The sequence below is a fragment of the Leisingera sp. SA215 genome (assembly GCF_055902035.1).
Window position 1 is genome coordinate 45,856 of record NZ_JBVVXU010000018.1, and the last position, 23,025, is coordinate 68,880.

Annotated in this window: 24 protein-coding genes; 9 read left to right on the forward strand and 15 right to left on the reverse strand. The window is 61.9% G+C overall.

Annotated features, from left to right (window positions below; genetic code table 11):
• The first annotated feature begins 128 nt into the window (after nt 1-128).
• From AC0KW6_RS16580 to AC0KW6_RS16595, 4 genes are all read left to right on the forward strand, one after another.
• Nucleotides 129-1,103: a glutathione S-transferase family protein gene (locus AC0KW6_RS16580; protein WP_323782323.1), complete on the forward strand. Its 975-nt coding sequence runs from the start codon at nt 129-131 to the stop codon at nt 1,101-1,103.
• Between the two features lie 148 nt (nt 1,104-1,251).
• Complete coding sequence (locus AC0KW6_RS16585) at nt 1,252-2,214, forward strand: threonine-phosphate decarboxylase (RefSeq protein ID WP_323782326.1); 963 nt, start codon at nt 1,252-1,254, stop codon at nt 2,212-2,214.
• The gene (gene cbiB / locus AC0KW6_RS16590) at nt 2,211-3,122 is read left to right on the forward strand and encodes an adenosylcobinamide-phosphate synthase CbiB (RefSeq protein ID WP_323782329.1); all 912 of its coding nucleotides are present in this window, start codon (nt 2,211-2,213) and stop codon (nt 3,120-3,122) included. The genes AC0KW6_RS16585 and cbiB overlap by 4 nt, the downstream gene beginning before the upstream one ends.
• Before the next feature lie 46 nt (nt 3,123-3,168).
• Nucleotides 3,169-4,338 carry a lytic murein transglycosylase gene (locus tag AC0KW6_RS16595; RefSeq protein ID WP_474035430.1) on the forward strand — a complete coding sequence of 390 codons (1,170 nt, stop codon included), beginning with the start codon at nt 3,169-3,171 and terminating at the stop codon, nt 4,336-4,338.
• Here the strand turns inward: AC0KW6_RS16595 and AC0KW6_RS16600 are convergent.
• The 4 genes from AC0KW6_RS16600 to AC0KW6_RS16615 all read right to left on the reverse strand — a co-directional run bounded on the left by AC0KW6_RS16600 (nt 4,335) and on the right by AC0KW6_RS16615 (nt 10,106).
• Nucleotides 4,335-4,691: a hypothetical protein gene (locus tag AC0KW6_RS16600; RefSeq protein WP_474035431.1), complete on the reverse strand. Its 357-nt coding sequence runs from the start codon at nt 4,689-4,691 to the stop codon at nt 4,335-4,337. The two genes, AC0KW6_RS16595 and AC0KW6_RS16600, sit on opposite strands and share 4 nt — an antisense overlap.
• A 58-nt stretch (nt 4,692-4,749) precedes the next feature.
• On the reverse strand, nt 4,750-5,217 hold the full coding sequence (locus tag AC0KW6_RS16605) for a YbjN domain-containing protein (protein ID WP_323782338.1): 468 nt from the start codon (nt 5,215-5,217) through the stop codon (nt 4,750-4,752).
• Between the two features lie 59 nt (nt 5,218-5,276).
• Nucleotides 5,277-8,732 carry a chromosome segregation SMC family protein gene (locus tag AC0KW6_RS16610; RefSeq protein WP_474035432.1) on the reverse strand — a complete coding sequence of 1,152 codons (3,456 nt, stop codon included), beginning with the start codon at nt 8,730-8,732 and terminating at the stop codon, nt 5,277-5,279.
• Between the two features lie 165 nt (nt 8,733-8,897).
• A complete protein-coding gene (locus tag AC0KW6_RS16615) occupies nt 8,898-10,106 on the reverse strand; it encodes an aminotransferase-like domain-containing protein (protein ID WP_474035433.1) in 1,209 nt (402 codons plus the stop codon).
• Nucleotides 10,107-10,273: 167 nt separating this feature from the next.
• On the opposite strand from AC0KW6_RS16615, the gene AC0KW6_RS16620 reads away from it, so the two are divergent.
• Nucleotides 10,274-11,044, forward strand: a complete 771-nt coding sequence (locus tag AC0KW6_RS16620) for a FadR/GntR family transcriptional regulator (protein WP_323777492.1) — start codon at nt 10,274-10,276, stop codon at nt 11,042-11,044.
• A gap of 308 nt (nt 11,045-11,352) precedes the next feature.
• On the opposite strand, the gene AC0KW6_RS16625 is transcribed toward AC0KW6_RS16620, so the two are convergent.
• From AC0KW6_RS16625 to AC0KW6_RS16650, 6 genes are all read right to left on the reverse strand, one after another.
• Complete coding sequence (locus tag AC0KW6_RS16625) at nt 11,353-11,913, reverse strand: F0F1 ATP synthase subunit B (RefSeq protein WP_323777489.1); 561 nt, start codon at nt 11,911-11,913, stop codon at nt 11,353-11,355.
• Between the two features lie 4 nt (nt 11,914-11,917).
• The gene (locus tag AC0KW6_RS16630; RefSeq protein WP_323777487.1) at nt 11,918-12,466 is read right to left on the reverse strand and encodes a F0F1 ATP synthase subunit B'; all 549 of its coding nucleotides are present in this window, start codon (nt 12,464-12,466) and stop codon (nt 11,918-11,920) included.
• Between the two features lie 88 nt (nt 12,467-12,554).
• Nucleotides 12,555-12,791 carry a F0F1 ATP synthase subunit C gene (locus AC0KW6_RS16635; protein ID WP_008205040.1) on the reverse strand — a complete coding sequence of 79 codons (237 nt, stop codon included), beginning with the start codon at nt 12,789-12,791 and terminating at the stop codon, nt 12,555-12,557.
• An 84-nt stretch (nt 12,792-12,875) separates the two neighbouring features.
• Entirely contained in the window at nt 12,876-13,676 is an 801-nt protein-coding gene (locus AC0KW6_RS16640) for a F0F1 ATP synthase subunit A (RefSeq protein ID WP_323777482.1), read from the reverse strand.
• Between the two features lie 40 nt (nt 13,677-13,716).
• Entirely contained in the window at nt 13,717-14,061 is a 345-nt protein-coding gene (locus AC0KW6_RS16645; RefSeq protein ID WP_416361494.1) for an AtpZ/AtpI family protein, read from the reverse strand.
• A 196-nt stretch (nt 14,062-14,257) separates the two neighbouring features.
• Complete coding sequence (locus AC0KW6_RS16650) at nt 14,258-14,419, reverse strand: hypothetical protein (protein ID WP_474035434.1); 162 nt, start codon at nt 14,417-14,419, stop codon at nt 14,258-14,260.
• Nucleotides 14,420-14,472: 53 nt separating this feature from the next.
• Between AC0KW6_RS16650 and AC0KW6_RS16655 the strand changes: the two genes are divergently transcribed.
• Entirely contained in the window at nt 14,473-14,817 is a 345-nt protein-coding gene (locus AC0KW6_RS16655) for an ArsR/SmtB family transcription factor (protein ID WP_323777281.1), read from the forward strand.
• Here the strand turns inward: AC0KW6_RS16655 and AC0KW6_RS16660 are convergent.
• The 3 genes from AC0KW6_RS16660 to AC0KW6_RS16670 all read right to left on the reverse strand — a co-directional run bounded on the left by AC0KW6_RS16660 (nt 14,814) and on the right by AC0KW6_RS16670 (nt 17,113).
• Nucleotides 14,814-15,224: a universal stress protein gene (locus AC0KW6_RS16660; protein WP_323777279.1), complete on the reverse strand. Its 411-nt coding sequence runs from the start codon at nt 15,222-15,224 to the stop codon at nt 14,814-14,816. The two genes, AC0KW6_RS16655 and AC0KW6_RS16660, sit on opposite strands and share 4 nt — an antisense overlap.
• Nucleotides 15,225-15,341: 117 nt before the next feature.
• Complete coding sequence (locus AC0KW6_RS16665) at nt 15,342-16,238, reverse strand: DMT family transporter (RefSeq protein WP_474035435.1); 897 nt, start codon at nt 16,236-16,238, stop codon at nt 15,342-15,344.
• The gene (locus tag AC0KW6_RS16670; RefSeq protein ID WP_474035436.1) at nt 16,235-17,113 is read right to left on the reverse strand and encodes a LysR family transcriptional regulator; all 879 of its coding nucleotides are present in this window, start codon (nt 17,111-17,113) and stop codon (nt 16,235-16,237) included. The genes AC0KW6_RS16665 and AC0KW6_RS16670 overlap by 4 nt, the downstream gene beginning before the upstream one ends.
• A gap of 125 nt (nt 17,114-17,238) precedes the next feature.
• On the opposite strand from AC0KW6_RS16670, the gene AC0KW6_RS16675 reads away from it, so the two are divergent.
• The gene (locus AC0KW6_RS16675; RefSeq protein WP_323777274.1) at nt 17,239-17,820 is read left to right on the forward strand and encodes an FMN-dependent NADH-azoreductase; all 582 of its coding nucleotides are present in this window, start codon (nt 17,239-17,241) and stop codon (nt 17,818-17,820) included.
• 149 nt (nt 17,821-17,969) lie between these two features.
• Here the strand turns inward: AC0KW6_RS16675 and AC0KW6_RS16680 are convergent, their stop codons facing one another.
• Both AC0KW6_RS16680 and AC0KW6_RS16685 read right to left on the reverse strand, forming a co-directional pair.
• Nucleotides 17,970-18,497: a prolyl-tRNA synthetase associated domain-containing protein gene (locus AC0KW6_RS16680; protein WP_323777272.1), complete on the reverse strand. Its 528-nt coding sequence runs from the start codon at nt 18,495-18,497 to the stop codon at nt 17,970-17,972.
• Between the two features lie 107 nt (nt 18,498-18,604).
• A complete protein-coding gene (locus AC0KW6_RS16685) occupies nt 18,605-20,512 on the reverse strand; it encodes an elongation factor G (protein WP_474035437.1) in 1,908 nt (635 codons plus the stop codon).
• Nucleotides 20,513-20,926: 414 nt separating this feature from the next.
• Between AC0KW6_RS16685 and ffh the strand changes: the two genes are divergently transcribed.
• Both ffh and AC0KW6_RS16695 read left to right on the forward strand, forming a co-directional pair.
• Nucleotides 20,927-22,450: a signal recognition particle protein gene (gene ffh / locus AC0KW6_RS16690; protein WP_474035438.1), complete on the forward strand. Its 1,524-nt coding sequence runs from the start codon at nt 20,927-20,929 to the stop codon at nt 22,448-22,450.
• A gap of 2 nt (nt 22,451-22,452) precedes the next feature.
• Entirely contained in the window at nt 22,453-22,998 is a 546-nt protein-coding gene (locus AC0KW6_RS16695; RefSeq protein ID WP_323777266.1) for a GNAT family N-acetyltransferase, read from the forward strand.
• Nucleotides 22,999-23,025 lie beyond the last annotated feature (27 nt).

Here is a 23,025-nt window from a genome sequence, read left to right on the forward strand (position 1 = left end):
AAAATTTGACGGTCGCGCAATTTTGTTGCTCTTGTGCAGTAGCGCAGATGGCTTGCGCGCTGCGTTGCGTAGGCGCGAAGCCGGAGGAGGCTTATGTTTGGTCCGGCACAGCAGCAGGAGCAGACACGATGGGCCTTTTGATTGACGGGAAATGGCACGACCAATGGTATGATACCGATTCAACTGGTGGTGCCTTTAAACGCAGCGAATCGCAGTTCCGCAACTGGATCACAGCGGATGGCAGCGCCGGTCCTTCGGGCGAAGGCGGGTTCCGAGCAGAAAGCGGACGGTATCATCTATATGTGTCGCTCGCCTGCCCCTGGGCTCATCGCACGCTGATCTTCCGCAAGCTGAAGGGGCTGGAGGACCACATCTCCGTTTCCGTGGTGCATCCCCATATGCTGGGCGAAGGCTGGGCCTTTGAAACGGACGATCATGGCGCAACCGGAGACACTTTGTTCGGCAATTCGCACATGCATCAGATCTACACCCGCGCCGATTCAGGCTATACCGGCCGGGTGACCGTCCCGGTGCTGTGGGACAAGGCACAGGATACCATCGTTTCCAACGAAAGTGCCGAGATCATCCGGATGTTCAACGCGGCCTTCAACGGGATCACCGGCAACACCGAGGACTACTGGCCGGAGGAGCTGCGCGAACCGATCGAGGCTGTCAACGCCCGCATCTACAGCACCATCAACAATGGCGTCTACAAATGCGGCTTCGCCACCTCACAGGAGGCTTATGACACAGCAGTCGAGCCGCTGTTTGAAAGCCTGGACTGGCTGGAGGACCTGCTGTCGCAACACCGCTACCTGCTGGGGGAACGCCTGACCGAGGCCGACTGGCGGCTGTTCACCACCCTCCTGCGGTTTGATCCGGTCTATCACGTGCATTTCAAATGCAACCGCAAGCGGCTGGCAGACTACCCTAACCTCTGGGCCTACACCCGCGAGCTGTATCAATGGCCGGGCGTGGCGGGGACAGTCGGCATGCAGCATATCGTGCGCCACTATTACTACAGCCATGAGACCATCAACCCGCACCGGATCATCCCGGTCAACCCGGATATCGACTGGCAAGAACCGCATCGGCGCGGCTGATCCGCCGCGCGCAGCCACCAAACAGGCCTTTTCGGTTGATACCGCTATAATTAAGGAGTTCACGCCTCGCCCTGGTTGCTTTATGAACCGCTGTGTCTGATTTAAAGTCCGACCCGTTCGGAGCAACACTCAACCGGTGGCGACCGCGATGCTTGAACTTCCGCTCGAGAATGCAGCCCCATCCAGGGACCACGGCGGCAACCTGAGCGTTGCCAGGGCAGAGTTCGGTGGTAACCGCGGCGATTGGATGGATCTGTCCACCGGTATCAACCCGCACCCCTATCCGCTGCCGGACTTTACAGCCGGAGACTGGAACGCCCTGCCGGACGCCGATGCGCTGGCCGTTCTCGAACGCGCCGCGCGGTCGTTCTGGAACATCCCGGAACAGGCCGCGGTCCTCGCCGCCCCCGGCGCATCAGCCCTGATCGCGGCCTTGCCTGCACTGGCCGCGCCGCGCTGGGTGCAGATCACCAAACCGACCTACAACGAACACGCCGCCGCTTTTGAAGCCCGTGGCTGGAAGATTCGCGTGGATGGCCCTGCTGAGGCCCGCGTGGCGGTGCACCCAAACAATCCCGATGGCCGCCTGTGGCGTGAAGAACAGCTCGCTGCACCGCTGACTATTATCGACGAGAGCTTTTGCGACGTCTGCCCGACGGAGAGCCTTATTCGCATGGCCGCCCGGCCCGGTGTCATTGTCCTGAAAAGCTTTGGCAAATTCTGGGGCCTCGCCGGCCTGCGGCTGGGCTTTGCGATTGGCGATCCGAAATTGATCGCTGCTCTGTCAACCTGGCAGGGCCCATGGGCGGTTTCGGGCCCGGCCCTGCGCACTGGCGCGCTGGCCCTGCAGGACCGAAGCTGGGCCGACGCCACCCGCATCCGGCTCAGGGCGGATGCCGCGCGGTTGGATGGGATGGTGCTTGCCAAGGGTGCCAGCCTGGCCGGCGGCACTGACCTGTTCCGGCTCTACACTGTTGAAGACGCCGCGGCCTGGCAGGAAAAGCTGGCCCGCGCCCATATCTGGAGCCGCATCTTCCCCTATTCCAAAACCTACCTGCGCCTGGGCCTGCCGCCCGCGGACGGCTGGGACCAGCTGGAGGCTGCGCTATGACCACTGCGGCCATGCTGTCGGTTGCCCTTGTGCTGGATGCCGTCATCGGCGAGCCGAAATGGCTGTGGACGCGTGTCCCCCATCCTGCCGTTCTTATGGGAAAACTGGTCGGTATGCTCGACCGCAAGCTCAATACCGGGCCCAACCGCCGCGGAAAGGGCGTGCTGGCCGCTCTGGCGCTGGTACTTTGCGGTTTCACCGCGGGCAAGCTGCTGTCGCTGCCGGGGGGACTGATCGAAATCCTGGTGGCTGCCATCCTGATCGCGCAGCGTTCGCTGACTGAACATGTCACTGCCGTTGCCAATGGCCTGCGCAGCAGCCTGCAGGACGGCCGCGCGGCCGTGGCAATGATCGTCAGCCGCGACACCACAGCTATGACAGCCCCGCAAGCCGCCCGTTCCGCCATCGAAAGCGGCGCCGAGAACTTGTCGGACGGTGTCATAGCGCCCGCCTTCTGGTTCCTGATTGCCGGACTGCCCGGGCTGATCATCTACAAGATGGTCAACACTGCCGACAGCATGATCGGCTACCAAAACGACCGCTATCAGGACTTCGGCTGGGCTGCCGCCCGGCTGGACGACCTGCTGAACCTGGTCCCCGCCCGGCTGACCGGACTGTTGATTGCCCTGGCCGGGGGGCAGCTGCGGCATTGGAGGGCCATCGCCACAGACGCGAAGAAACACCGGTCCCCCAACGCCGGCTGGCCCGAAGCCGCCATGGCCCGGGCGCTGAACAGCGCGCTGGCCGGCCCAAGATCCTACGACGGACAGATGCGCGACTTCTCCTGGATCCATGCGGATGGGGCCAAAAGCACCAGCGCCGAAACCATCACCCGCTCAGTCGCCTTGCTTTGGCGGACTTGGGCAATTGCCTTGGCTCTGACGGTTGCCATCGCTGCCGTTTTCTAGCACATAAGACCCTATGGGAGCGGTAAGACCAAGGAACGCCAGAATTATGCGCCTATTACCCTTCGTCCTTGCAGCGGGGTTGCTGCCTGCGGCAGCAACTGCCCAGTGCGGCGGCGGCTTTCAGAATTTCGTAAAGCTGATGAAAGATGAGGCGGTGCAGGCCGGCTTTGACACTGCCACTGTCCACGCTTTCTTCTCCGGTACCCGCCAGGATGCCGCCGTGCTCAAGGCCGACCGGGCCCAAGGTGTGTTCCAGAAGCCCTTCATCGAATTCACCCGCCACCTGATCTCGCAATCCCGGATCAAGCGCGGGCGCCAGATGGCCCAGAAACATGATGCCACTTTCCAGCGGATTGAGAACACCTATGGCATTGACCGCGGTGTGCTGCTGGCGTTCTGGGCCTTCGAGACCGACTACGGCGGCTATCAGGGTGATTTCAACACCCGCGATGCGCTTGTCACGCTGGCCCATGATTGCCGCCGCCCGGAGCTGTTCCGCCCGCAAGTCTTCTCGGCGCTGGAACTGTTCAGCCAAGGTAATTTCGACCCCAAACGCACCACAGGCGCATGGGCGGGCGAGATCGGCATGGTGCAGATGCTGCCTGGAGACATTCTGAAATATGGCGTCGATGCCGACGGCGATGGCCAGGTCAGCCTGAAGACGTCTGCCGCCGATGCACTGATGTCGGGCGCGCGAATGCTCTCGCATCTGGGTTGGCAGCCTGGGCAGCCCTGGTTGCAGGAAGTCAGCATCCCCGAGGATCTCGACTTGACGCTGACGGGCACTGCACGCAAGAAATCCATTGCCCAGTGGCGCAGTCTGGGAGTCTCGGCGCGGGACGGCAAACTGCCCGATCCGTCCTTGCGCGCTTCGCTGCTGCTGCCGCAGGGCCACAAGGGGCCGGCCTTCCTCGCTTATCCCAACTTTGAAGTCTACTTTAAGTGGAACCAGAGCTTTACCTATGTCCTCACCGCGGCCTATTTTGCCAACCGGCTGGAAGGCGCAGAGGTCTATAGCGCCGGGCAACCCGAGAACGGATTAAGCGGCCCTCAGATGAAGCAGCTGCAGCATAAACTACAGGCCCGCGGCCATAACGTTGGCGATATCGACGGCATTCTTGGCGCCCGCACCCGGGTTGCCGTGCAAAAAGAGCAGGCCCGCCTCGGGCTGCCCGCCGATGCCTGGCCGACTCCGGTTTTGCTGCAGAAGCTTTAGCGCACCGGGAACCGCTCGCCTCTCTCCGAAATCAGAATAACCCTGCTGCCATTGCGCACATACAGATCGCAACGGTCAAACCCGTTGGCGAACTCCACGCAGATGCTACCGTCCCCGGCAACCCGGTAGCTCCCCCAGGCAGTACCACCGCCATTCTCCGCCGAGTAAGTATAAGCATAGGCGCCATCGCTGCCGTACAGCGATTCGCCGCCGTCATAAAAGCGAAAAGACTGCCCCGCCAGCGCCTCAAGTTCGTCTTGCACCAAGGGGATGTCGCCGGGACGCAGCGGCCAATCGCCGGCTAAGGCGCTGCCTGCCATCAGAGATAAGAAAAGGGGCATGATCTGTTTCATGCCCCGACTTTAGCGGTTCACTTGTTAAGTCCGGGTCACAATCCAGTGACAGGTGGATTTACCAGTCGATGAAGGCTTCAAAATCCTGCATTGCGCGGTTCCAGATCCCCACGGCCTGGGCAAAATCATCCGGACTCATCCCATTGCTGCCCAGCAACACATCCATCTCGATCCGGGCTGAACCCTCTTCCGAGACATAACCGCGGGCAAAACGGTTTTCATTGTTCCACTCGTTTATCTTGGACAGGCGCACGCTGCCATCTGTCTGATAGCCGGAAAAGAACTGGATGGCCTCGCAATTGAGGTTGTTATCGCAACCGTAGTAATAGACCGAGAAATCGTTCCCGTAGTACTCAACTTTCAGGTTAGGGTCGCCAACGCTATCGGTGGTTACTTCAACCTCGGCTCCCTCATCCTTGAAGAAGTTGGCAACACTATCGCCGGTCTTGGCCACCACATTCTGGGCCGTCGCGGCAACCGGCATCATCAGGACCGCGGATGCGGCAATTGCTTTGAGTATATTCATTCGTCACCCCACTGGGAAATTTCACAACCAAGAGCACCAATTCCATGAGTGCCTCTGCGTCAGGCCACCATCGCCTCTGCTTTCTTCAGGTCAACCGAAACCAGCTGGCTGACGCCCTTTTCCTGCATGGTGACCCCAAACAGCCGGTCCATTCGCGCCATCGTCACCGCGTGGTGAGTGATGATCAGGAAACGGGTGTCAGTCTGGCGGCACATCTCGTCCAGCAGATCGCAGAAGCGGGTCACATTGGCATCATCCAGCGGCGCGTCAACCTCGTCCAGCACGCAGATCGGCGCCGGATTTGACAAAAACACCGCAAAGATAAGCGCCATTGCCGTCAGCGTCTGCTCGCCGCCTGACAGCAGCGACAGGGTCGACAGCTTCTTGCCCGGTGGCTGGCACATGATCTCAAGGCCAGCATCCAGCGGGTCATCGCTTTCGACCATCACCAAATTGGCTTCGCCGCCGCCAAACAGATGGGTGAACAGCATGGCAAAGCTATTGTTCACCTGCTCAAACGCGGTCAGCAGCCGTTCGCGCCCCTCGCGGTTGAGGCTGGCAATGCCGTCGCGCAGGGTCTTCACCGCGCCTTCCAGATCCAGCTTTTCCGCAACCAGCGTGTCATGCTCATTCTGCACGCCGCGAGCGTCGTCCTCGGCGCGCAGGTTGACCGCTCCCAAGGCATCGCGCTGGCGCTTATAGCGGTCGACGTCGTGTTCCAGACCTTCCGAGGCAGGCATCTCATCCGGCGCTACACCCAGTTTCTCCAACAGCGCCTGCGGGGTGATCTGCTGCGCTTCGATGATCCGACCCGCAGCTTGGGTGACGGCTTCCCTGGCCGCTTCACAGCGCGCCTCGGATCGCGCCCGCGCCTCGCGCGCTTCGGAGGCCAGCCGCTCGCACTCGCGCTCTTTGTGGACCGCCTCGCGCAGCTCGGCCTCGGCTGCGACCAGCGCCTCTGTTGCAGCCGATTTGCGGGCCTCGGCCTCGGAAATCGCCTCGTTCAGCTCTGCGCGTTTCCCGGCAATCTCGGCTGGAACCGCATTAGCCTCTTCCAGCTCCTCCTGCGAGGCCTCGCGGCGGTCGGCCAATTCTTCGATCCGTGCCTCAGCGCTCTCCAGGCGGTGGCGCCAGCCGGACAGTTCCTTGGTCACCTCCTGCGCACGTTTGGTGCGGGCTTCACCCTCGCGGCGCAGCTCGTCATGGCTGGAGCGGTGGGTCAGCATGGTGATCCGCGCCGCCTCGACCGACTGTTTGATGTCCTCTACTACCGTGCGCGCTTGATCAAGATCGCCAAGCTCACCCAGAGCCTTTTCAGCCTCTTTCAGCTGCAGACTGGCATTCAGCGCATCTTCTTCATGGCGCGAAACAGCGATACCAAGCGTTTCAAGCTTGCCTTCTGCAAGATTCCTGTCGGCCTCAGCCCGGCTCAGCGCGCGGGCCGCGTCCGCCACCCGCTGGTCCGCCACGCGGCGAGCCTGGCGGGCGTTATGATCGGCCAATGTCACCTCTTCCAGTTTGCGCAAGAGCATTTCATGCGCTGCGCGGGCGCCATCCGCCCTGGCGCTGACGCGCTCCATCTCCTGCTTCAGCGCTTCCAGCTTGTTCAATTGCTCCAGCCGCATTGCTGCTGCACTTGGCGCATCCTCAGCCCAGGCACGGTAACCGTCCCAGCGCCACAGATCTCCTTCTACGGTCACCAGGCGCTGCCCTGGCTTCAGTTGCGCCTGCAGCCCTGCTGCGGCATCGCCATCCACCAGTCCGATCTGCGCCACCCGGCGGGACAGGGCATCAGGACCGGAGACAAACAGCGCCAGCGGCTGCACGCCGGCGGGCAGGGCGGCATCCTGATCATAACCGGACAGCGCCACCCAGCCAGTCGGCCCGTCCGCCTCCGCCAGCGGCGCGCGCAGGTCATCAGCCAAGGCTGCACCCAGGGCCTTTTCATAGCCCGGGGTCACGGTCAGCTCATCCAGGATCTGGCCGCCCTCGGCTGTATCCCGCTCCACCAGTTTCGCCAGCGCTGTAACTTCGGCACGCAACGCGCCCAGCCCGCCTTCGGCTTCCGAGCGCTGCGAACGTGCTTCACCTTCCCGGCTCTGTGTCTCCGTGCGGGTCCTATCCGCATCGGCCAGTGCTTCTTCAGCCATTTCCGAGGCCTCACGCGCCTCTTCCTCAGCCGTGACTGCAGCTTCGAATTTGTCCGCCGCCAGTTCCAGCGCGTTCCTGGCCTCCCGCTGTGCGGCACGGGCTTTCTCTGCCTCTTCCCCGGACCGGCCAAACGCGCGCTGGCAGTCTTCCACCCCTCGGCGTGCTGATTGATGGCGAGCTGCTAAGCGGGCGACATCCTCGGTCACCTGCGCCAGATGGTCCTCGCGAGCCTGCAGCACCGAACCGGCGTCGCGTGCCAGCTCCGCCGCCTCGGCCATTTTACCGTCGTGCCCGTCACCAGCCTTGGACAGCTCGCGCTGCTCCCATTCCAGCCGTTCGATGGTTTCGCCAGCATCCTTGTTCAGCCCGGTCTCGCGCTCAATATCATTGCCCAGCTGCACAACCCTGCTGCTAAGCCGTTCGATCGTCTGGCGCGCTTGCGCCTCCTGATCGCCCAGCGAGTCCCGCTGCACCACCAGACGCTGCAGAATCGCGGCTGCGATGGCCTCTTCCTCGCGCAGCGGCGGCAGCATCGCCTCTTGAGATCCTCGCTGCGCTACCGCTGCACGGACCAGTGCTTCGGCCTTGGCAGCCTGCTCAACCCGCACCCTCAACTCATTTTCTGATTCCAGCCGCGCCTCATCCGCTTCGCGCCAGCGGCGGTACAGCAGCATGCCTTCGGCCAGCCGCAGCTTCTCGCCGATCTCGCGGTAACGCTGCGCCTGCCGCGCCTGCTTTGCCAGTTGTGCCAGCTGCGCGGCCAGCTGTTCGATCACGTCATCGACGCGCAGCAGGTTGGCTTCGGTGTTCTTAAGCTTCAGCTCTGCCTCGTGGCGCCGCTGATAGAGGCCGGAAATGCCCGCTGCCTCTTCCAGGATGCGTCGCCGCGCCTTGGGTTTGGCGTTGATCAGCTCGGCAATCTGCCCTTGCCGCACCAGCGCCGGCGAATGCGCACCTGTCGAAGCATCGGCAAACAGCATCTGCACATCACGCGCCCGCACGTCCTTGCTGTTCGACTTGTAGGCACTGCCCACATCGCGCGTGATGCGGCGCACGATCTCCAGCCCATCGGCCTCATTGAACCCCGAGGGCGCCAGCCGCTCAGTATTGTCGATCTGCAAGCTGACTTCGGCAAAGTTGCGCGCGGGACGCGACGAGGTGCCGGCAAAGATCACATCCTCCATGCCGCCGCCGCGCATGGCCTTGGCGCGGGTCTCGCCCATCACCCAGCGCAAAGCCTCCAATAGATTGGATTTGCCGCAGCCATTTGGTCCCACAACCCCTGTCAGCCCATCGGCAATGACCAGTTCGGTAGGATCAACAAAGCTTTTGAAGCCGTTCAGCCTGAGCTTGGAAAACCGCAAAGCCGCCCCTTCGTGATTCCGTATCGGGAAAGTTCAGCGGTTCCTATCGTGTGTGTCAACGCTCCGCACCCCCAAATCGGGACAAACCGAATGGATTTGGCACCATATCTTGTGGATAACCCGTGCGATCCGGCGGTCTTTTGCCAAGCCAGCGCTGTTCCGAAGTCAGACAGAGCGCAACAGCCGCCCCAGCCGGGCTATCCCTTCCTGAATGGCCGCGTGGTTGGATTTGGAAAAGCTAAGCCGGATCGTGTTCTGGCCGCTGTCATCGGCAAAAAAAGCCTGCCCGGGCACAAAAGCGACCTTCTCTGTCTCCAGCGACCGTGCCAGCAATCGGGTCCCATCCGCGCCGTCTGGCAATGTCATCCAGACAAACATCCCGCCCTCGGGCCGGGTCCAGTTTACCCCCTCCGGCATATGTTCCTCCAGGGCCGCCAGCATCACGTCACGGCGCCGCTGATAGACCGCGTGCAGCTGCTCAACATGCGCATCAAAGCAAGCCTCGGCCACCGCATGCACTGCCATCTGGTTGATAGTGGACGTGTGCAAGTCCGCCGCTTGCTTCAGCAACACCATCTGCGATATGACCGGCTTGGCCGCCACCGCCCAGCCGATCCGCACTCCTGGTGCCAGCGTCTTGCTGAAGGTGCCGCAATAGACCGTGCGGCAGTCCGCGACCGTGCCTTTCTGCTCCAGTTCCAACGCCAGCACCGGCGGCACGGCCTCGCCATCATAGCGCAGTGACTGATAGGCTGCGTCTTCGATGATCGCACAATCCAGTTCCTCCGCCACCTCCAGCATCTGCAGGCGGCAGGTGCGATCCAGGGTTTCCCCGGTCGGGTTAGCGAAATCCGGTGACAGATAGGCGAATTTCACCACGCTGCCCGCTTCAGCCGCGCCTACGGCATAGCTCTCCGCAGTCCGGTCCCCTTTCAACGACAAGCGGTCATAGCGTGGCTCATAGGCATTAAAGGCCGCCAGCGCCCCCAGGTATGTCGGCCAGCCCACCAAAGCGGTGTCGCCAGGCGACAAGAACAGTTTACCTAAATAATCCAACGCCTGCTGGGAGCCGGAAGTAATCAGCACATTGCCCGGATCACAGACTATTCCAATCTTTGCCATCTCCCCAACAATCCACTCGCGCAGCGGCATATATCCCTCGCTCACCGAATACTGCAGCGCCATGGCTTGCCGTTCTGGTGAAAGCGAATTCTTGAAAGCTTTGGCAAATTCATCCGTTGGGAACAGCGCTGAATCCGGGATGCCGCCGGCAAAAGAGATAATATCCGGCTGATCCAGAAGCTTCAGCAACTCGCGGATTGCCGACGCCTTCATCCGCGCGTTCCGGCTGGCAAAGATCTGGTCGAACTGCATCCTCGCTCTCCTGGTGCTTCTGGTTTGGCATTTAGTGTCACGGTAGGAGAGTGCAAAATAAAGTCAATAATACTGACCTAATGTTGCAGCCTTCGTGAACCGGCCCGCCCTTGCAGCCTCTTCCCTCGCGTGGTCATATGATTTGACCAATTCAGACGAGCCTCCGCATGCCATTTCAGAAAGTTCAGCCCGAAAAACTCTCTGCCTCTGTCGTCAAGCAGATCGAACAGCTGATCCTGCGCGGCATCCTCTCACCCGGTGAACGGCTGCCTGCTGAACGTGAGCTGGCCGAACGGCTGGGCGTTTCCCGCCCCTCTCTGCGCGATGCCATCGGCGAACTGCAAGCGCGCGGGCTGCTGACGTCCAAGGCAGGCTCCGGCGTGTTTGTGGGGGACGTTCTAGGGTCAGCCTTTTCGCCAGCGCTGATCCAGCTCTTTGCCACCCATGACGAGGCTGTGTTCGACTACCTGTCCTTCCGCCGCGACATGGAGGGGCTGGCGGCGGAACGCGCAGCCCGGTTCGGCTCTGACTATGACCTGCAGGTGATCCAGGCGATCTTTAATAAGATGGAGGCGGCAGGCAACCCGGCTGTGTCCGAAGCGGCGGCCAAGCTCGACGCCCAGTTCCATTCCGCCATCATGGACGCCAGCCACAACGTGATCATGCTGCATATGATGCGGTCGATGTTCGACCTGCTGCGCGAGGGGGTGTTCTACAACCGCCGGATCATGTTCCAGCAGCACACCACCTATGAAGCGCTGCTGGAGCAGCACCGCGCCATCAACGCCGCCCTGCAGGCCCGCGACCCGCAAGCGGCTCGCGCCGCGGTGGAGGCGCATCTGGACTACGTCAAACAGGCCCTCACCGACAACCAGCGCGCCGAGCGCAACACCGAAGTGGCACGGCAGCGGCTGGAGCATGAGACGGGCAAAGGTTGAACAGGGAGCTGTAGCCATATTCCGGCTGCCGCAAAAAGCGGCCCGGCAAAGATGAGGATGTATGGGGTAGTTTTGACGCGTTTAATGAAAAAGTTCGAAGTCGTTGATGGAAATCCTGACATATCACCCTCAGTTGAAAGCCCCGTTTTACTACACGCCGTTCAACGCCCGTTTTCAAAGTTCAGTCGGAAAAAGCAGAGTTAAGCTGCTGCTTTTGCATCTTTAGATGCAAGGCAGCCTTCTACTCGCAAACGAAAAAACCCGGCCGCTTGGGCCGGGTTCTTTGATTTTCCAGGTGTCAGCGCAGCTTAGTGCAGCTTGGCGTCCACATCTGCGATCGCGGCGTCAATCAGCTTGTTGGCTTCGGCCGCAGTCATCTGTTTCGAGATCACCTCATCCGCCGCAGCAACTGCGATTGAGATCGCTTGGTCGCGTACTTCCTTCACAGCCGAAGCTTCCGCTGAAGCGATTTGCTCTTCAGCAGCCGCCAGACGGCGGGCGATGGAGGCTTGCAGGTCCGCTTTTGCCTGTTCCGCTGCACGGGCAGCTTCGTCACGGGCAGCAGCGACGATCTGGTCGGCCTTGGCCTGAACTTCCTGCTGCTTGCGCTCGTAAGACGCCAGAACAGTCTGGGCCTCCTCGCGCAATGCACGGGCCTCGTTCAGTTCCTTCTGGATGCCTTCTGCACGGCTGTCCAGCTGGCCACCCAGCATGCCCGGCACTTTGGCCAGCAGCAGGATGCCCACAAACAGAGCAAAAGCCAGCAGAACAACAAAATCGGTGTTGCCCAGTGAAAAGAACGGGCCTGAAGCGGCCAGCGCAGGGCTGGCGGCGCCAAACGTCAGGGCAAGGGCGAGAATATTGCGCATGTCCTTATCCTTTCGTCCGCTCGGCAACTGCCACGGCAATTGCGTCTGCGTCTGCCGAACCGCCCAGCGCGGTCACCAGCGCCTCTGCGGTATCGGTGGCAACAGCCTTCACGCTTTCCAGCGCACCGGCCTTGATTTCGGCGATTGCCTTTTCGGACTCGGCAGCCTTAGCAGAGATCTGTTCGTCCGCTTTAGCAATTGCCTGATCCAGTCCGGCCTGAATTTCCGCGCGGGTCTCAGCAACGATGCGCTGAGCTTCGGCACGGGCATCCGCCAGAGCTTTGTTATATGCGTTCTCGGCCTCGACAGCCTTGGCTTTCAGGTCTTCAGCCGCGGCGAGGTCGTTGGTGATGGTCCCCTGACGCTCGGCCAGCACCGCAGCAATGCGGGGCAGCGCGACGCGCGACAGAATGAGGTAGATCACGACCAGGGCGACCACGAGCCAGAAGATCTGGTTCCCGAAGGTCGAGAAGTCCAGCTGCGGCATGCCCGGAGCAGACCCGTGCGCTGCGTCTGCGGCGCCGTGTGCTGCGTCTTGCGTATTTGATGCCATGTCGTTCTCCTTGGGAACTTGCCGTTACACCGGGCAGTGCAGATCTAGGCCGCACTGCCCGGCCGTAAGGAAATAGGTTCCTAAGGTCTTAGACGGCGAACATCAGCAGCAGCGCGACCAGGAACGAGAAGATGCCCAGTGCTTCTGCAAATGCGATGCCGATGAACAGGGTTGCGGTCTGGCCGGCGGCTGCCGACGGGTTGCGCAGAGCGCCTGCCAGGAAGTTGCCGGCAACGTGGCCCACACCGATTGCGGCTGCGCCGGAACCGATTGCTGCCAGGCCTGCGCCGATGAACTGACCGAGTTGTGCGATATCGCCTTCCATGAGTATTCTCCTTACGATGGAATGTGGTGATTTAGGGTCTGGGTGAACCGCCAGGCTCACCCGGTAAACTTTCAGATCCTGGCCTTAGTGACTCGGATGCAGCGCGTCCTTCAGGTACACGCAGGTCAGGATGGTGAAGACATAGGCCTGGATGAAGGCCACCAGAACTTCGAGTGCATAAACCGCAGTGATCGCGAAGATCGGCAGGAAGCTGAACAGGCCCAGGGCGCCTGCAAAACCTGCGAACACCTTCAGAACCGCGTGGCCGGCCATCACGTTGCCAGCCAGACGAATGCTGTGGCTGACGGGACGCACGAAGTAGGAAATCAGCTCGATGATCGCCAGGATCGGGCGGAGCGCCAGAGGCGCGCTCGACACCCAGAACAGGCCAAGGAAACCGGCGCCGTTCTTGACAAAGCCAACGATGGTCACAGTGAAGAACACCAGCCCGGCCAGGATCGCGGTTACCGCGATGTGCGAGGTGGTGGTGAAGGACATCGGCAGCAGACCCAGGAAGTTGGCCATCACGATGAACATGAACAGGGTCATGATATAGGGGAAGAACTTGACGCCATCCTTGCCGGCCACATCTTCAACCATTTTATAGATGAATCCATAGGCCAGTTCCGCAACCGACTGGGCGCGGCCCGGCACGATGGCCCGGCGCGACGACCCCAGCACCAGCAGCGCGAACACGGCAGTAACGGCCAGTGCCATCCACAGGGTCACGTTGGTTGGGGTGTACCAGGAAATATTATCGCCAAACAGCGCCTTCACATTGAACTGATCCATCGGGTGGATTGCCAGTTTTGATTCCGCCGGAGCGAAAATCAGGCCGGATACCAGCACCAGCGCCAGCGCTGCGTAAAAGAAAATTTTGCCCATCAGTCCGCTTCTCCTGTCGCCGGTGCCCGATCCCGTCGGATCAATCCCGGTCTTGCGCATTTTTGTCGGCCTCTTCGGCCAGTTTCTGTTCCTGGATTTCTTGCGCGGTGCGAAGCATCGTCTTCACCCCGGCCGCCAAGCCCAGCATTATAAACAGCACCATGAAAATAGGCAGGGTTCCAAACAGATGGTCCAACCCGTATCCGATGCCAAAGCCGATCCCAAGACCGGCCACCAATTCGATCACCATCCGCCAGGCCTGATTGGCCATCGAATAATGCTCATCCGCACGCGGCTTGGGCTCTTGGGCCTTACGCGCCGCCGCCAGCTTCTCCTCCAGCTGCGCCATGCGCTGCTTTTGGTCGTCGTCGGTCACGGGCGCCATCCTCACGCGAATTTCTGAGAACGGTTGCTAAGGCCAAGGAGCTTGGGAGTCAATTACAAGGATTGAAACTTGGATTTCCTATTAACATACTGATAAATAACAGCTAAAAATGCAACACTGCGTCCCGCGCGCTTCTGTCGCGCCGGCTGTTGGCGCCCGAACTTCAGGGAAACGATATTCAACCAAGAGGTTGATTTTAGCCAAAGGGCCGTTTTGCCGTACCCCAGCGCCCGATCCGCCCGCCGGCCAGCAACAGCCCCAGCAGGATCGCCACCATGCCCCAGCCGATGCCCAGGAAGAAATCACCAGCCAGTATTCCAGTGCCACGCCCTGTCTCTCCCCACAGTAGAGCCTCCATGACGGCTCAAGACAGATTGTCAAACCTGCCGGCGGTGGATAGGACTACCAGGCATGAGCGATCCCCTCGACACAGCTTTTGCGGCCTTGGCCGACCCGACTCGCCGGGCGATCCTCACTATGCTGCTGGAAGACGACATGGCGGTGACCGATGTAGCGGAACCATTCGAAATGTCGCTGGCGGCGATTTCCAAGCATTTGAGCATCCTGACCCGGGCAGGGCTGATCGCTCAGGAAAAGCGCGGCCGGGTAAAGTGGTGCAAGCTGCAGCCCGACGCCATGCGCGCTGCCTCCGTCTGGATGCAGGGGTTTGGCCAGTTTGAACCGGTCAACCTGGATGCCTTTGAACGCTTCTTGGAGGCTGAGCATCTGGCAGGAGACGCGCAGGCGGACCCCTAGCGAACTACAAATACCGATGTTTCAGAATGCAGCACCAGATGGCTGGCGTGTGACGAAAACACATAGTCCAGGATTCCAGGCATATGGGTGCCCATCACAACCAGATCCACTTCCAGCTCCTTTGCAGTCCGGGGCAGGATCGAATCGATCTCTGCCCCGACATCCACAGAATAGATCGGCAGCCCCTCAACCTTAGCACCGGTTTGCTCCGCCATCTTGCTTGCCAGGTCTGCCAGCTCATCACCGGACGACCCTACAGTATGCCCGCGCCTGACCTGCTGATCCGTCACATGGACCAGCGTCACGCGCGCGCCATGATTCTTGGCGAAATCCGCTGCCACATCCAGCGCTTTCTTGACCGTTGAAGGCATGTGCAGGTCAACGGGCACCATGATATGCTTGAACATTGTCGCCTCCTCTGTCCGATGCGTCCCTCAGCACCAGTATAGCGGAAAACAAGAGGGTTGCGTTGACCTGCTGCAAGGTGTTGGACCCGCCGCCGGTGGGGAGCATGCCCTGTGTGTTCAGACGGGCACCCGATCCCTCGCGCCCTCCAGCAGCATCGCCAATGCCACCACCGACATCACGATCCCAATCAACACCATGCCCGGCGGCGCGCCGCGGCCCAGCGCGATCTCCCACAGGATCACCCAGCTCGGCGTGAGGTAGGTATAGGCCATAACCTTTGCCGAAGGCAGCCGCATTGCCGCATATTGCAAAAGCACAAAGGTCGCCGAACTGGCACAGACAGCCAGATAGAACAGCCCGATCCAGACGATAGCGGGCAACTGGGCCCAATCGGCGGCCAGAATGTCCTGCCAGCCAAACACCGCCAGCAGCGCGCCGCCTGCCAGCAGCATCCCGAAGGTAAAGACCACTGCGGGCTCACCCCGGTTCAGTTTCCGCACCATCGGCGTATAAATGGCATGCAACAGGCAGCCCCAGAAATAAATGATCTCCCCCTGGCCGACCTCAAACGCCGCCAAGGCGCCCAAATCGCCGCGCACGATCACCCATACTGCCCCCGCCGCGCCAATCGCCAGCGCCACGGCCATCCAGCGGGTGGTGATCTGCCGCAGCAGCAGCCAGCCGAATGCCGCGCTCATCACCGGCACCAGGGTGAACACCGCTGCGGCGCTGACCGGCGCCGCCGTCTGCAGCCCATAGAACATCAGCACGAAGTATCCGCCGAACAGCCCGCCGAGTACGGCAAACCGCCAGGGTGCTCGAAAATGCCCACGCTGCAGCCCGGTGGTTGCCAGTGCGGCGATGCCGATGACGACCGCGGCAATACCAAATCGCGCCGCATTCAAGGCCGCCGGCGCAATCTCGTTGGCCACCATCGCGCCCAGCGAGAAAGATCCTGCCACCAGTGCCGAAAACAGCAGCATCGCCAGGTGCCCCCGCAGTGCCTCGCTCATAGCTGCCAATCCTTTACCTGCTCTTTCAAGAACGCCAGGAACGCCTGCACCTTGGTAGTACGGTGCAGATCCACATGGGTCACCAGCCACAACGCGCCCTCCCAGTCCTTCTTGGGCGGCATCATCTCCACCAGATCCGGCTGCTGCCGCGCCTCCCACGCCGCCATGAAGCCGATTCCGGCGCCGCTGCGCACCGCCGCCTTAAGGGTGGAGCCGTCGGTACAGCGAAAGGCGATCGCCTCAGCCGGAGCATTGGCCCGCAGCCAACGGGAATACGGCGCCCGGCTACTCTCATCGTCCTGACCGACGAACCGGTGGTTGGGAATATCCTCCAGCCCCTGCAGCAGCCCGTATTTCGCCGCATAATTCCTGGAGGCATAAAGCCCGATCTTCTGCTTCATGAAAGACTGCACCACATTGTCCGGCTGATCCGGCGCATTGCCCGCGCGGATCGCCACATGGGCTTCACCGTATTCCAGCCGGAACAGACGGTCGCCGGTCAGATAGCGGATGATCAGCCCGGGATGCATGTCCTGGAATTCTTGCAGCGCCGGAACCATCATCGGCGCGAACGACGCCAGCGAGGTCACCACCAGCTCGCCTGAAACGTCATCGCCCTGCCCCTTCAGCCGACCCACCAGCTGGTTGAACTGATCGTCCGTGGCTTGCGCGACCCGCAGCAGGTCCTGCCCGGATTCTGTCGGCGTATAGCCGCGGGCATGGCGCTGGAACAGCTTCACCCCAAGCCGCGCCTCGATTGAGTCGATATGGCGGATCACCGTGGCATGGTGCACACCCAGCACTTCGGCGGCACCGCTCACCGTGCCCATGCGGGCCACCTGATACGCAGTGCGGACCTCATCCCAATTGTCCATTGCAGCCTCCTTGCCAGCCGGATCCATTATGCGCAAAAATGCACATCTCATGTGATCAAAGCGGCATTGCGTTCAAATTTGCAATACCCCAAATACCTGTCAGCAACAAGCACAGGAACACGAAAATGACCCGCACTGTTCTCCACATCGACTCCTCCGCCCGCACCGAGGGTTCCGTGACCCGCGATCTCTCGGCGCAGATCGTCAGCCGCCTTGGCGCCGGACAGGTGATCCGCCGCGACTTGGCCACACCGCTGCCGCTGCTGGACGGCGCTTGGATTGGCGCCAACTTCACCCCGGCGGACCAGCGCAGCGACGCGCAAAAGCAGCTGCTTTCCCTCTCCGACTCGCTGGTGGAGGAACTGAAACAGGCCGACACTATCGTCATCGGCGCTCCGGTCTACAATTTCTCGGTGCCCTCCACGCTGAAGGCCTGGATCGATCTGGTAGCCCGCGTCGGCATGACTTTCCAGTACCGTGAAACCGGCCCCGTCGGCCTGCTGGAAGGCAAGCGCGCCATCATCGTCATGGCCTCGGGCGGCACCCAGGCCGGCTCCGACATCGACTTTGCCACTACCTACCTGCGTCACATGCTGGGCTTCATCGGGATAACAAACGTCGAAATCGTCGCCGCCGACGCCATGTCGATCGACGCCGATGGCGCCCTGGCTAAGGCAAAGGGCCAGATCGAAGCGCTGGCGGCCTGATCCCGGCTGCCCAGCGCGCCTGCCGTCAGCCCTGCCCGGGCTGGCGGTTTTCTGTTCGTGAACCCGTCCGCAGCCCATCAGGCGGCAGCGCTGGACCTGGCGCTGGAAGACGAGCAGGCTGGATAGCACGGCCGTCATTCAATTCCTGCTTAGATCCAGCTGACCTCACAGCCGGTCTTTTCGAAGAAGGCCATCAGATCAGTCCGCGTCATCGCCACCGTGCGGTCATTGACCAGCGGATGCATGAAAATCACATCCGACTCCTGTGCCCGCGCGTCCATATAAAAGGTGACGCCCTTTTCCGTTCCTGTGATCATCGCCAGCGGACTGACCGCGCCGGGGCGGATACCGAGGTTCTCCAGCAGCCGGTCCGCCGAGCCGAACGACAAGTTTCCGGCCCCCAACTCCGCCGCCAGCACCTTGAGATCGACCTCCCGGTCCTGCTGCAGCGTCACCAGATAGTTGCGCTTCTTCTTATCGCGCAGATACAGGTTCTTGAGCCGCAGCGCGTTTTCGCCCGGCACCGTGAACTGGTCTTCGACCGCCTTGGCATCCTCCACCGTGCGGAGCGGCACATGCGTGTGCAGCCGATAGGCGATTCCCCAACCGTCCAGCTGCTTCAGCAGCGCATCCGAGGAGACAGGCAGGCTGTCTTGATAGGCCGATGATGCATCCATGATCTTACTCCGCAAGCCGTTTCGGGTTGCAGCGCAGATCACGCAAAATGAATACGGGACGCAAGAGGTGTTCCGCCCCCTGCGCCCCGTTTTGCGCCAATTCGCCTCTACGCCTCGGCGAAATCCCCGCGCCGGGCCTCTTCATAGTGGTCGAAATCAGTGCTGAACCAGCCGGTACCGCGGGTGGCGCTGGCCAAAGTGCTGCACAGATCATCCTGCACCGACATCGGCAGCAGTGTTTCAAACACATCCCAGCCAGCGACACCGTCTTCGGCCTCAAACCCCAGGATCTGCCCCTTCATGCCGCTCACCACCGGCACCAGCCCGCCGGTAAACACCGAGGGCACATGAATTTGCACCCGCATGATCGGTTGAAGCAGCACCGCGCCAGCTTCGGACAGCGCCTCCCTGACCGCATTCTTCCCCGCAGTCCGGAACGCAAAATCAGAGCTGTCGACCGAGTGATGCTTACCGTCCTTCAGCGTCACGCAGATATCCACCACAGGATGCCCGTTCAACCCCTGCGCCAGCGCCTCGCGCGCGCCGGCCTCGACCGAGGGGATATAGTTCTTGGGCACTGAGCCGCCTTTCACGGTTTCTTCAAATACGAAACCGCTGCCCCGCGGAAGGGGCTTCACCTCGATCACCACATCGGCAAACTGCCCGGCGCCGCCGGACTGCTTGCGGTGGCGGTACTGCACCTGCACCGGCTTCCTGATTGTCTCGCGTAATGCCGGCGGCACCACGACTTCCTCCACCTCAACGCCGAATTCGTCCTTCAGGGCTTGCTTGATGCGCCGCATGTGCAGCGGGCCTTGCAGGTTCAGCAGCACTTGGCCGCTGGCCTCATCCTGCCCCACACCCAGCGCCGGATCGATCTCCGCCAGCCGCTCCAGCGCGCCTGACAGCCGGGCATCGTCGCGCTCGTTTACCGGGGTAATCACCCGCCGAAAGGTCGATGGCCGCGGCTGCGCCCAGTCCGGCAGCGGCGCGGCGCCGTCGCGCGCATAAGCAAATCCCATATTCAGATGGTCCGACTTGACCGCTTGCCCCATATCCCCTGGTGCCAGGCTAGCGTTGGCCGTGGAACCAACGCCGGTCAGCGAGCCAAGCGCTGCTCCGCCAACCGAAGCGCCATTGCCGACACTGCCGTCCAACGCCCGCACCATCACCGTTTTGCCCAGATGCTTGACCAGATCGGCCATGCAACCGACAGCGACGACTTTGGCGTCCTGTGACAACCGCTCCAATGCAACCCCCACATCCGGGGCCTCGTGCCGCAGCGACTTCATCAGCCGCAGGATACCGTTCTTATGCACGGCAGATCCCATCAGCGCCGGGATCAGGTCGTTGTGCTGCAGCACCTTGGTCGCCACCTCGTAGGCCTCATCCGGCATCACCTTCTGATCCTCGATCAGCTCCTCCAGCAGGGTGTCGTCGAAATCCGCCAGCGCCTCCAACAATTCGGTCCGGGCTTCCTGCTCGCGGGTATACATCGCCACCGGCAGCTCAATCAGCGCCGAGGGCTCGCCTTCGCGGTATTGCCAGGCGCGTTCCGAGATCAGATCCACAGCCCCCACAACCTGGCCGTTCTCGCGGATCGGCACCTGCCGCAGAATGATGTTGTGGCTGCAATAGGCCTGAAGCGCAGCGGCGATTTCCGCCACCCGGTCTGCCGCCTGGTCCATGCGGTTGACAAAAATAAAGGCGGGGATCCCCGCCTCCTCCAGCTTGCGCAGATACGGTGCGCTTAGCACCGCAGCTCCGGCATCTGCCGGCACGCAAAGGACGGCAGCGTCACTGGCCGCCAATGCCGGACCTGCCTGAGCCAGGTTGTCAGCCCCGCCTGCGATGTCGATTGCGGCCCAGTCCTCGCCCATGAATGAAAAAGGCTGCAAAGCGGCGACGCCTGCAACCTCCTGCCGTTTACCCGCGGCACTGTCCAGATTGGCCAGCGCCGCTGTCAGCGTAGATTTGCCGGACTGCGACGGTCCCAGAATAGTGAAAACGCGCATGTTATCTGATCCTCCCTTGGCTGATGCGGCTGCCCGCCCGGAACCGCAGACGCCAAGCGGCGCGCGGAATGCCTGTTCTGAAGATCTGCCTCGATGCTCTGTCGGGTGGCCCGGCCGGCGAGTGGACGGCGAGGGACCAGCTGTCAGATGTTGACCAACACGGCCCCTGCATGTCAAGCCGCACGTAGCTGCCCTGTGCCGCCCCGGCGAACCCGCGCCGCGGTTGACTCCGGCGGCCAAACGGCGTAACGCCTGCCCCAGCATCCGGAAGCGAGTGAGTCTTCCGGTCCCTGCCCGTGCCAGGGATCGCCCCCCACCAGCGTGTTACGCCCGTGGGGGCATTTGCGCATGGATCGCTTGTCCCCTACATACGGGGGCGCCACAACTTGAAACCGGCATCAGGAGGCCGCAGGCATGTTTGAAAATCTATCCGAACGCCTATCCGGCGTCTTTGACCGGCTGACCAAACAGGGCGCCCTCAACGAGGAGGACGTGAAATCCGCCCTGCGTGAAGTGCGCGTGGCGCTGCTCGAAGCCGACGTCTCACTGCCGGTTGCCCGCGACTTCGTCAAGAAGGTGCAGGAGCAGGCCACTGGTCAGGCGGTCACCAAGTCGGTGACCCCGGGCCAGCAGGTAGTGAAGATCGTGCACGACGCATTGGTCGACGTGCTGCGCGGCGACGAGGATCCCGGCAAGCTGAAGGTCGACAACCCGCCCGCCCCGGTGCTGATGGTCGGCCTGCAGGGCTCGGGCAAGACCACCACCACCGGCAAACTGGCGAAACGGCTGAAGGAGAAAGAAGGCAAGAAAGTCCTGATGGCCTCGCTTGACGTCTACCGGCCGGCCGCGATGGAGCAGCTGGCGGTGCTCGGCACCCAGATCGGCGTCGACACGCTGCCGATCGTGCCCGGCCAGAAACCCGTCGATATCGCCAAACGCGCCAAGCAGCAGGCGACACTGGGCGGCTATGACGTCTACATGCTGGACACCGCGGGCCGCCTGCACATCGACGAGACCCTGATGCAGGAGGTCGAGGACGTCCGCAACGCGGTCTCCCCGCGTGAGACGCTTCTGGTGGTCGATGGCCTCACCGGCCAGGTCGCGGTTGAAGTCGCGGAAGAGTTCGACGCCAAGATCGGCATCTCCGGCGTGGTCCTCACCCGGATGGACGGCGACGGCCGCGGCGGCGCCGCGCTGTCGATGCGCGCTGTCACCGGCAAGCCGATCCGCTTTGTCGGTCTGGGCGAGAAGATGGACGCGCTGGAAACCTTTGAGGCCGACCGCATCGCGGGCCGCATCCTCGGCATGGGCGACATCGTGGCGCTGGTCGAGAAGGCCCAGGAAACCATTGAGGCCGAACAGGCCGAGCGTATGATGAAGCGCATGATGAAGGGTCAGTTCAACATGAACGACCTGAAGATGCAGCTTGAACAAATGCTCCAGATGGGCGGCATGGAGGGCATGATGCAGATGATGCCCGGCATGGGCAAAATGGCCAAGCAGGTGCAGGACGCCGGCATGGACGACAAGGTGCTTAAGCGCCAGATCGCCATGATCCAGTCGATGACCAAGAAAGAACGCGCCAATCCCGCCCTGCTGCAGGCCTCCCGCAAGAAACGCATCGCGGCCGGCTCCGGCATGGAAGTCAGCGACCTCAACAAGCTTCTGAAAATGCACCGGCAGATGGCCGATGTGATGAAGAAGATGGGCAAGATGGGCAAAGGCAAGATGCTGAAGCAGGCCATGAAGGGCATGTTCGGCAAAGGCGGCGGCATGCCTGGCATGGACGGCATGGATCCCTCGCAAATGGACCCCAAGGCGCTGGAAGCGGCAGCCAAGGCAATGGGCGGCGGCAAGGGCCTGCCCGGCGGCCTCCCCGGCCTCGGCGGCGGCATGGGCCTGCCAGCGGGCCTCAGCGGTTTCGGCAAGAAGAAGTAATCATGACTGTCGCCATCCCCACCCTCGAAACGGATCGCCTGATCCTCCGCGCCCCGGCGCAGGCGGATTTCACAGCGCTTTGTGCGTTCTACGCTTCGGAACGCGCCGATTTCGTTGGCGGGCAGATGGATGCTGAGCAGGTCTGGCGTCACTTGGCGCTGGAAATCGGCCATTGGCAAATGTTGGGCTATGGTCGCTGGGCCGTGGACGAAAAGAGCAGCGGCCAATGCGCCGGCATCATTGGCCTGTGGAACCCACATGGCTGGCCGGAAGCGGAAATCGGTTGGGATCTATTTCAGGGTTTTTCGGGCAAAGGCTACGCCACCGAAGCGGCCATTGCCGCACGCAACTACGCCTATGTAACCCTGGGCTGGCCCACTGCAATCAGCCTCGTCGACCCGGCGAACCACGCCTCAGCCGCTGTGGCTCAGCGCATGGGCGCGAAACAAGACGGTAGCTTTGCGCACCCCCGTATGGGAAAGCTGCAGATCTGGCGTCATCAAGGCGCGGATGATCTGGCCGCAGGCGGAATGGAGGCCTGCGCATGAGCTTCCGTCAAATCTGCGCGAACCACG

Excerpts from the sequence above, each read along its gene's own strand:
- AC0KW6_RS16580 (WP_323782323.1), top strand. The coding sequence starts at position 129 with ATGGGCCTTTTGATTGACGGGAAATGGCACGACCAATGGTATGATACC.
- AC0KW6_RS16585 (WP_323782326.1), top strand. The coding sequence starts at position 1,252 with ATGCTTGAACTTCCGCTCGAGAATGCAGCCCCATCCAGGGACCACGGC.
- cbiB (WP_323782329.1), top strand. The coding sequence starts at position 2,211 with ATGACCACTGCGGCCATGCTGTCGGTTGCCCTTGTGCTGGATGCCGTC.
- AC0KW6_RS16595 (WP_474035430.1), top strand. The coding sequence starts at position 3,169 with ATGCGCCTATTACCCTTCGTCCTTGCAGCGGGGTTGCTGCCTGCGGCA.
- AC0KW6_RS16600 (WP_474035431.1), bottom strand. The coding sequence starts at position 4,691 with ATGAAACAGATCATGCCCCTTTTCTTATCTCTGATGGCAGGCAGCGCC.
- AC0KW6_RS16605 (WP_323782338.1), bottom strand. The coding sequence starts at position 5,217 with ATGAATATACTCAAAGCAATTGCCGCATCCGCGGTCCTGATGATGCCG.
- AC0KW6_RS16615 (WP_474035433.1), bottom strand. The coding sequence starts at position 10,106 with ATGCAGTTCGACCAGATCTTTGCCAGCCGGAACGCGCGGATGAAGGCG.
- AC0KW6_RS16620 (WP_323777492.1), top strand. The coding sequence starts at position 10,274 with ATGCCATTTCAGAAAGTTCAGCCCGAAAAACTCTCTGCCTCTGTCGTC.
- AC0KW6_RS16625 (WP_323777489.1), bottom strand. The coding sequence starts at position 11,913 with ATGCGCAATATTCTCGCCCTTGCCCTGACGTTTGGCGCCGCCAGCCCT.
- AC0KW6_RS16630 (WP_323777487.1), bottom strand. The coding sequence starts at position 12,466 with ATGGCATCAAATACGCAAGACGCAGCACACGGCGCCGCAGACGCAGCG.
- AC0KW6_RS16635 (WP_008205040.1), bottom strand. The coding sequence starts at position 12,791 with ATGGAAGGCGATATCGCACAACTCGGTCAGTTCATCGGCGCAGGCCTG.
- AC0KW6_RS16640 (WP_323777482.1), bottom strand. The coding sequence starts at position 13,676 with ATGGGCAAAATTTTCTTTTACGCAGCGCTGGCGCTGGTGCTGGTATCC.
- AC0KW6_RS16645 (WP_416361494.1), bottom strand. The coding sequence starts at position 14,061 with ATGGCGCCCGTGACCGACGACGACCAAAAGCAGCGCATGGCGCAGCTG.
- AC0KW6_RS16650 (WP_474035434.1), bottom strand. The coding sequence starts at position 14,419 with ATGGAGGCTCTACTGTGGGGAGAGACAGGGCGTGGCACTGGAATACTG.
- AC0KW6_RS16655 (WP_323777281.1), top strand. The coding sequence starts at position 14,473 with ATGAGCGATCCCCTCGACACAGCTTTTGCGGCCTTGGCCGACCCGACT.
- AC0KW6_RS16660 (WP_323777279.1), bottom strand. The coding sequence starts at position 15,224 with ATGTTCAAGCATATCATGGTGCCCGTTGACCTGCACATGCCTTCAACG.
- AC0KW6_RS16665 (WP_474035435.1), bottom strand. The coding sequence starts at position 16,238 with ATGAGCGAGGCACTGCGGGGGCACCTGGCGATGCTGCTGTTTTCGGCA.
- AC0KW6_RS16670 (WP_474035436.1), bottom strand. The coding sequence starts at position 17,113 with ATGGACAATTGGGATGAGGTCCGCACTGCGTATCAGGTGGCCCGCATG.
- AC0KW6_RS16675 (WP_323777274.1), top strand. The coding sequence starts at position 17,239 with ATGACCCGCACTGTTCTCCACATCGACTCCTCCGCCCGCACCGAGGGT.
- AC0KW6_RS16680 (WP_323777272.1), bottom strand. The coding sequence starts at position 18,497 with ATGGATGCATCATCGGCCTATCAAGACAGCCTGCCTGTCTCCTCGGAT.
- AC0KW6_RS16685 (WP_474035437.1), bottom strand. The coding sequence starts at position 20,512 with ATGCGCGTTTTCACTATTCTGGGACCGTCGCAGTCCGGCAAATCTACG.
- ffh (WP_474035438.1), top strand. The coding sequence starts at position 20,927 with ATGTTTGAAAATCTATCCGAACGCCTATCCGGCGTCTTTGACCGGCTG.
- AC0KW6_RS16695 (WP_323777266.1), top strand. The coding sequence starts at position 22,453 with ATGACTGTCGCCATCCCCACCCTCGAAACGGATCGCCTGATCCTCCGC.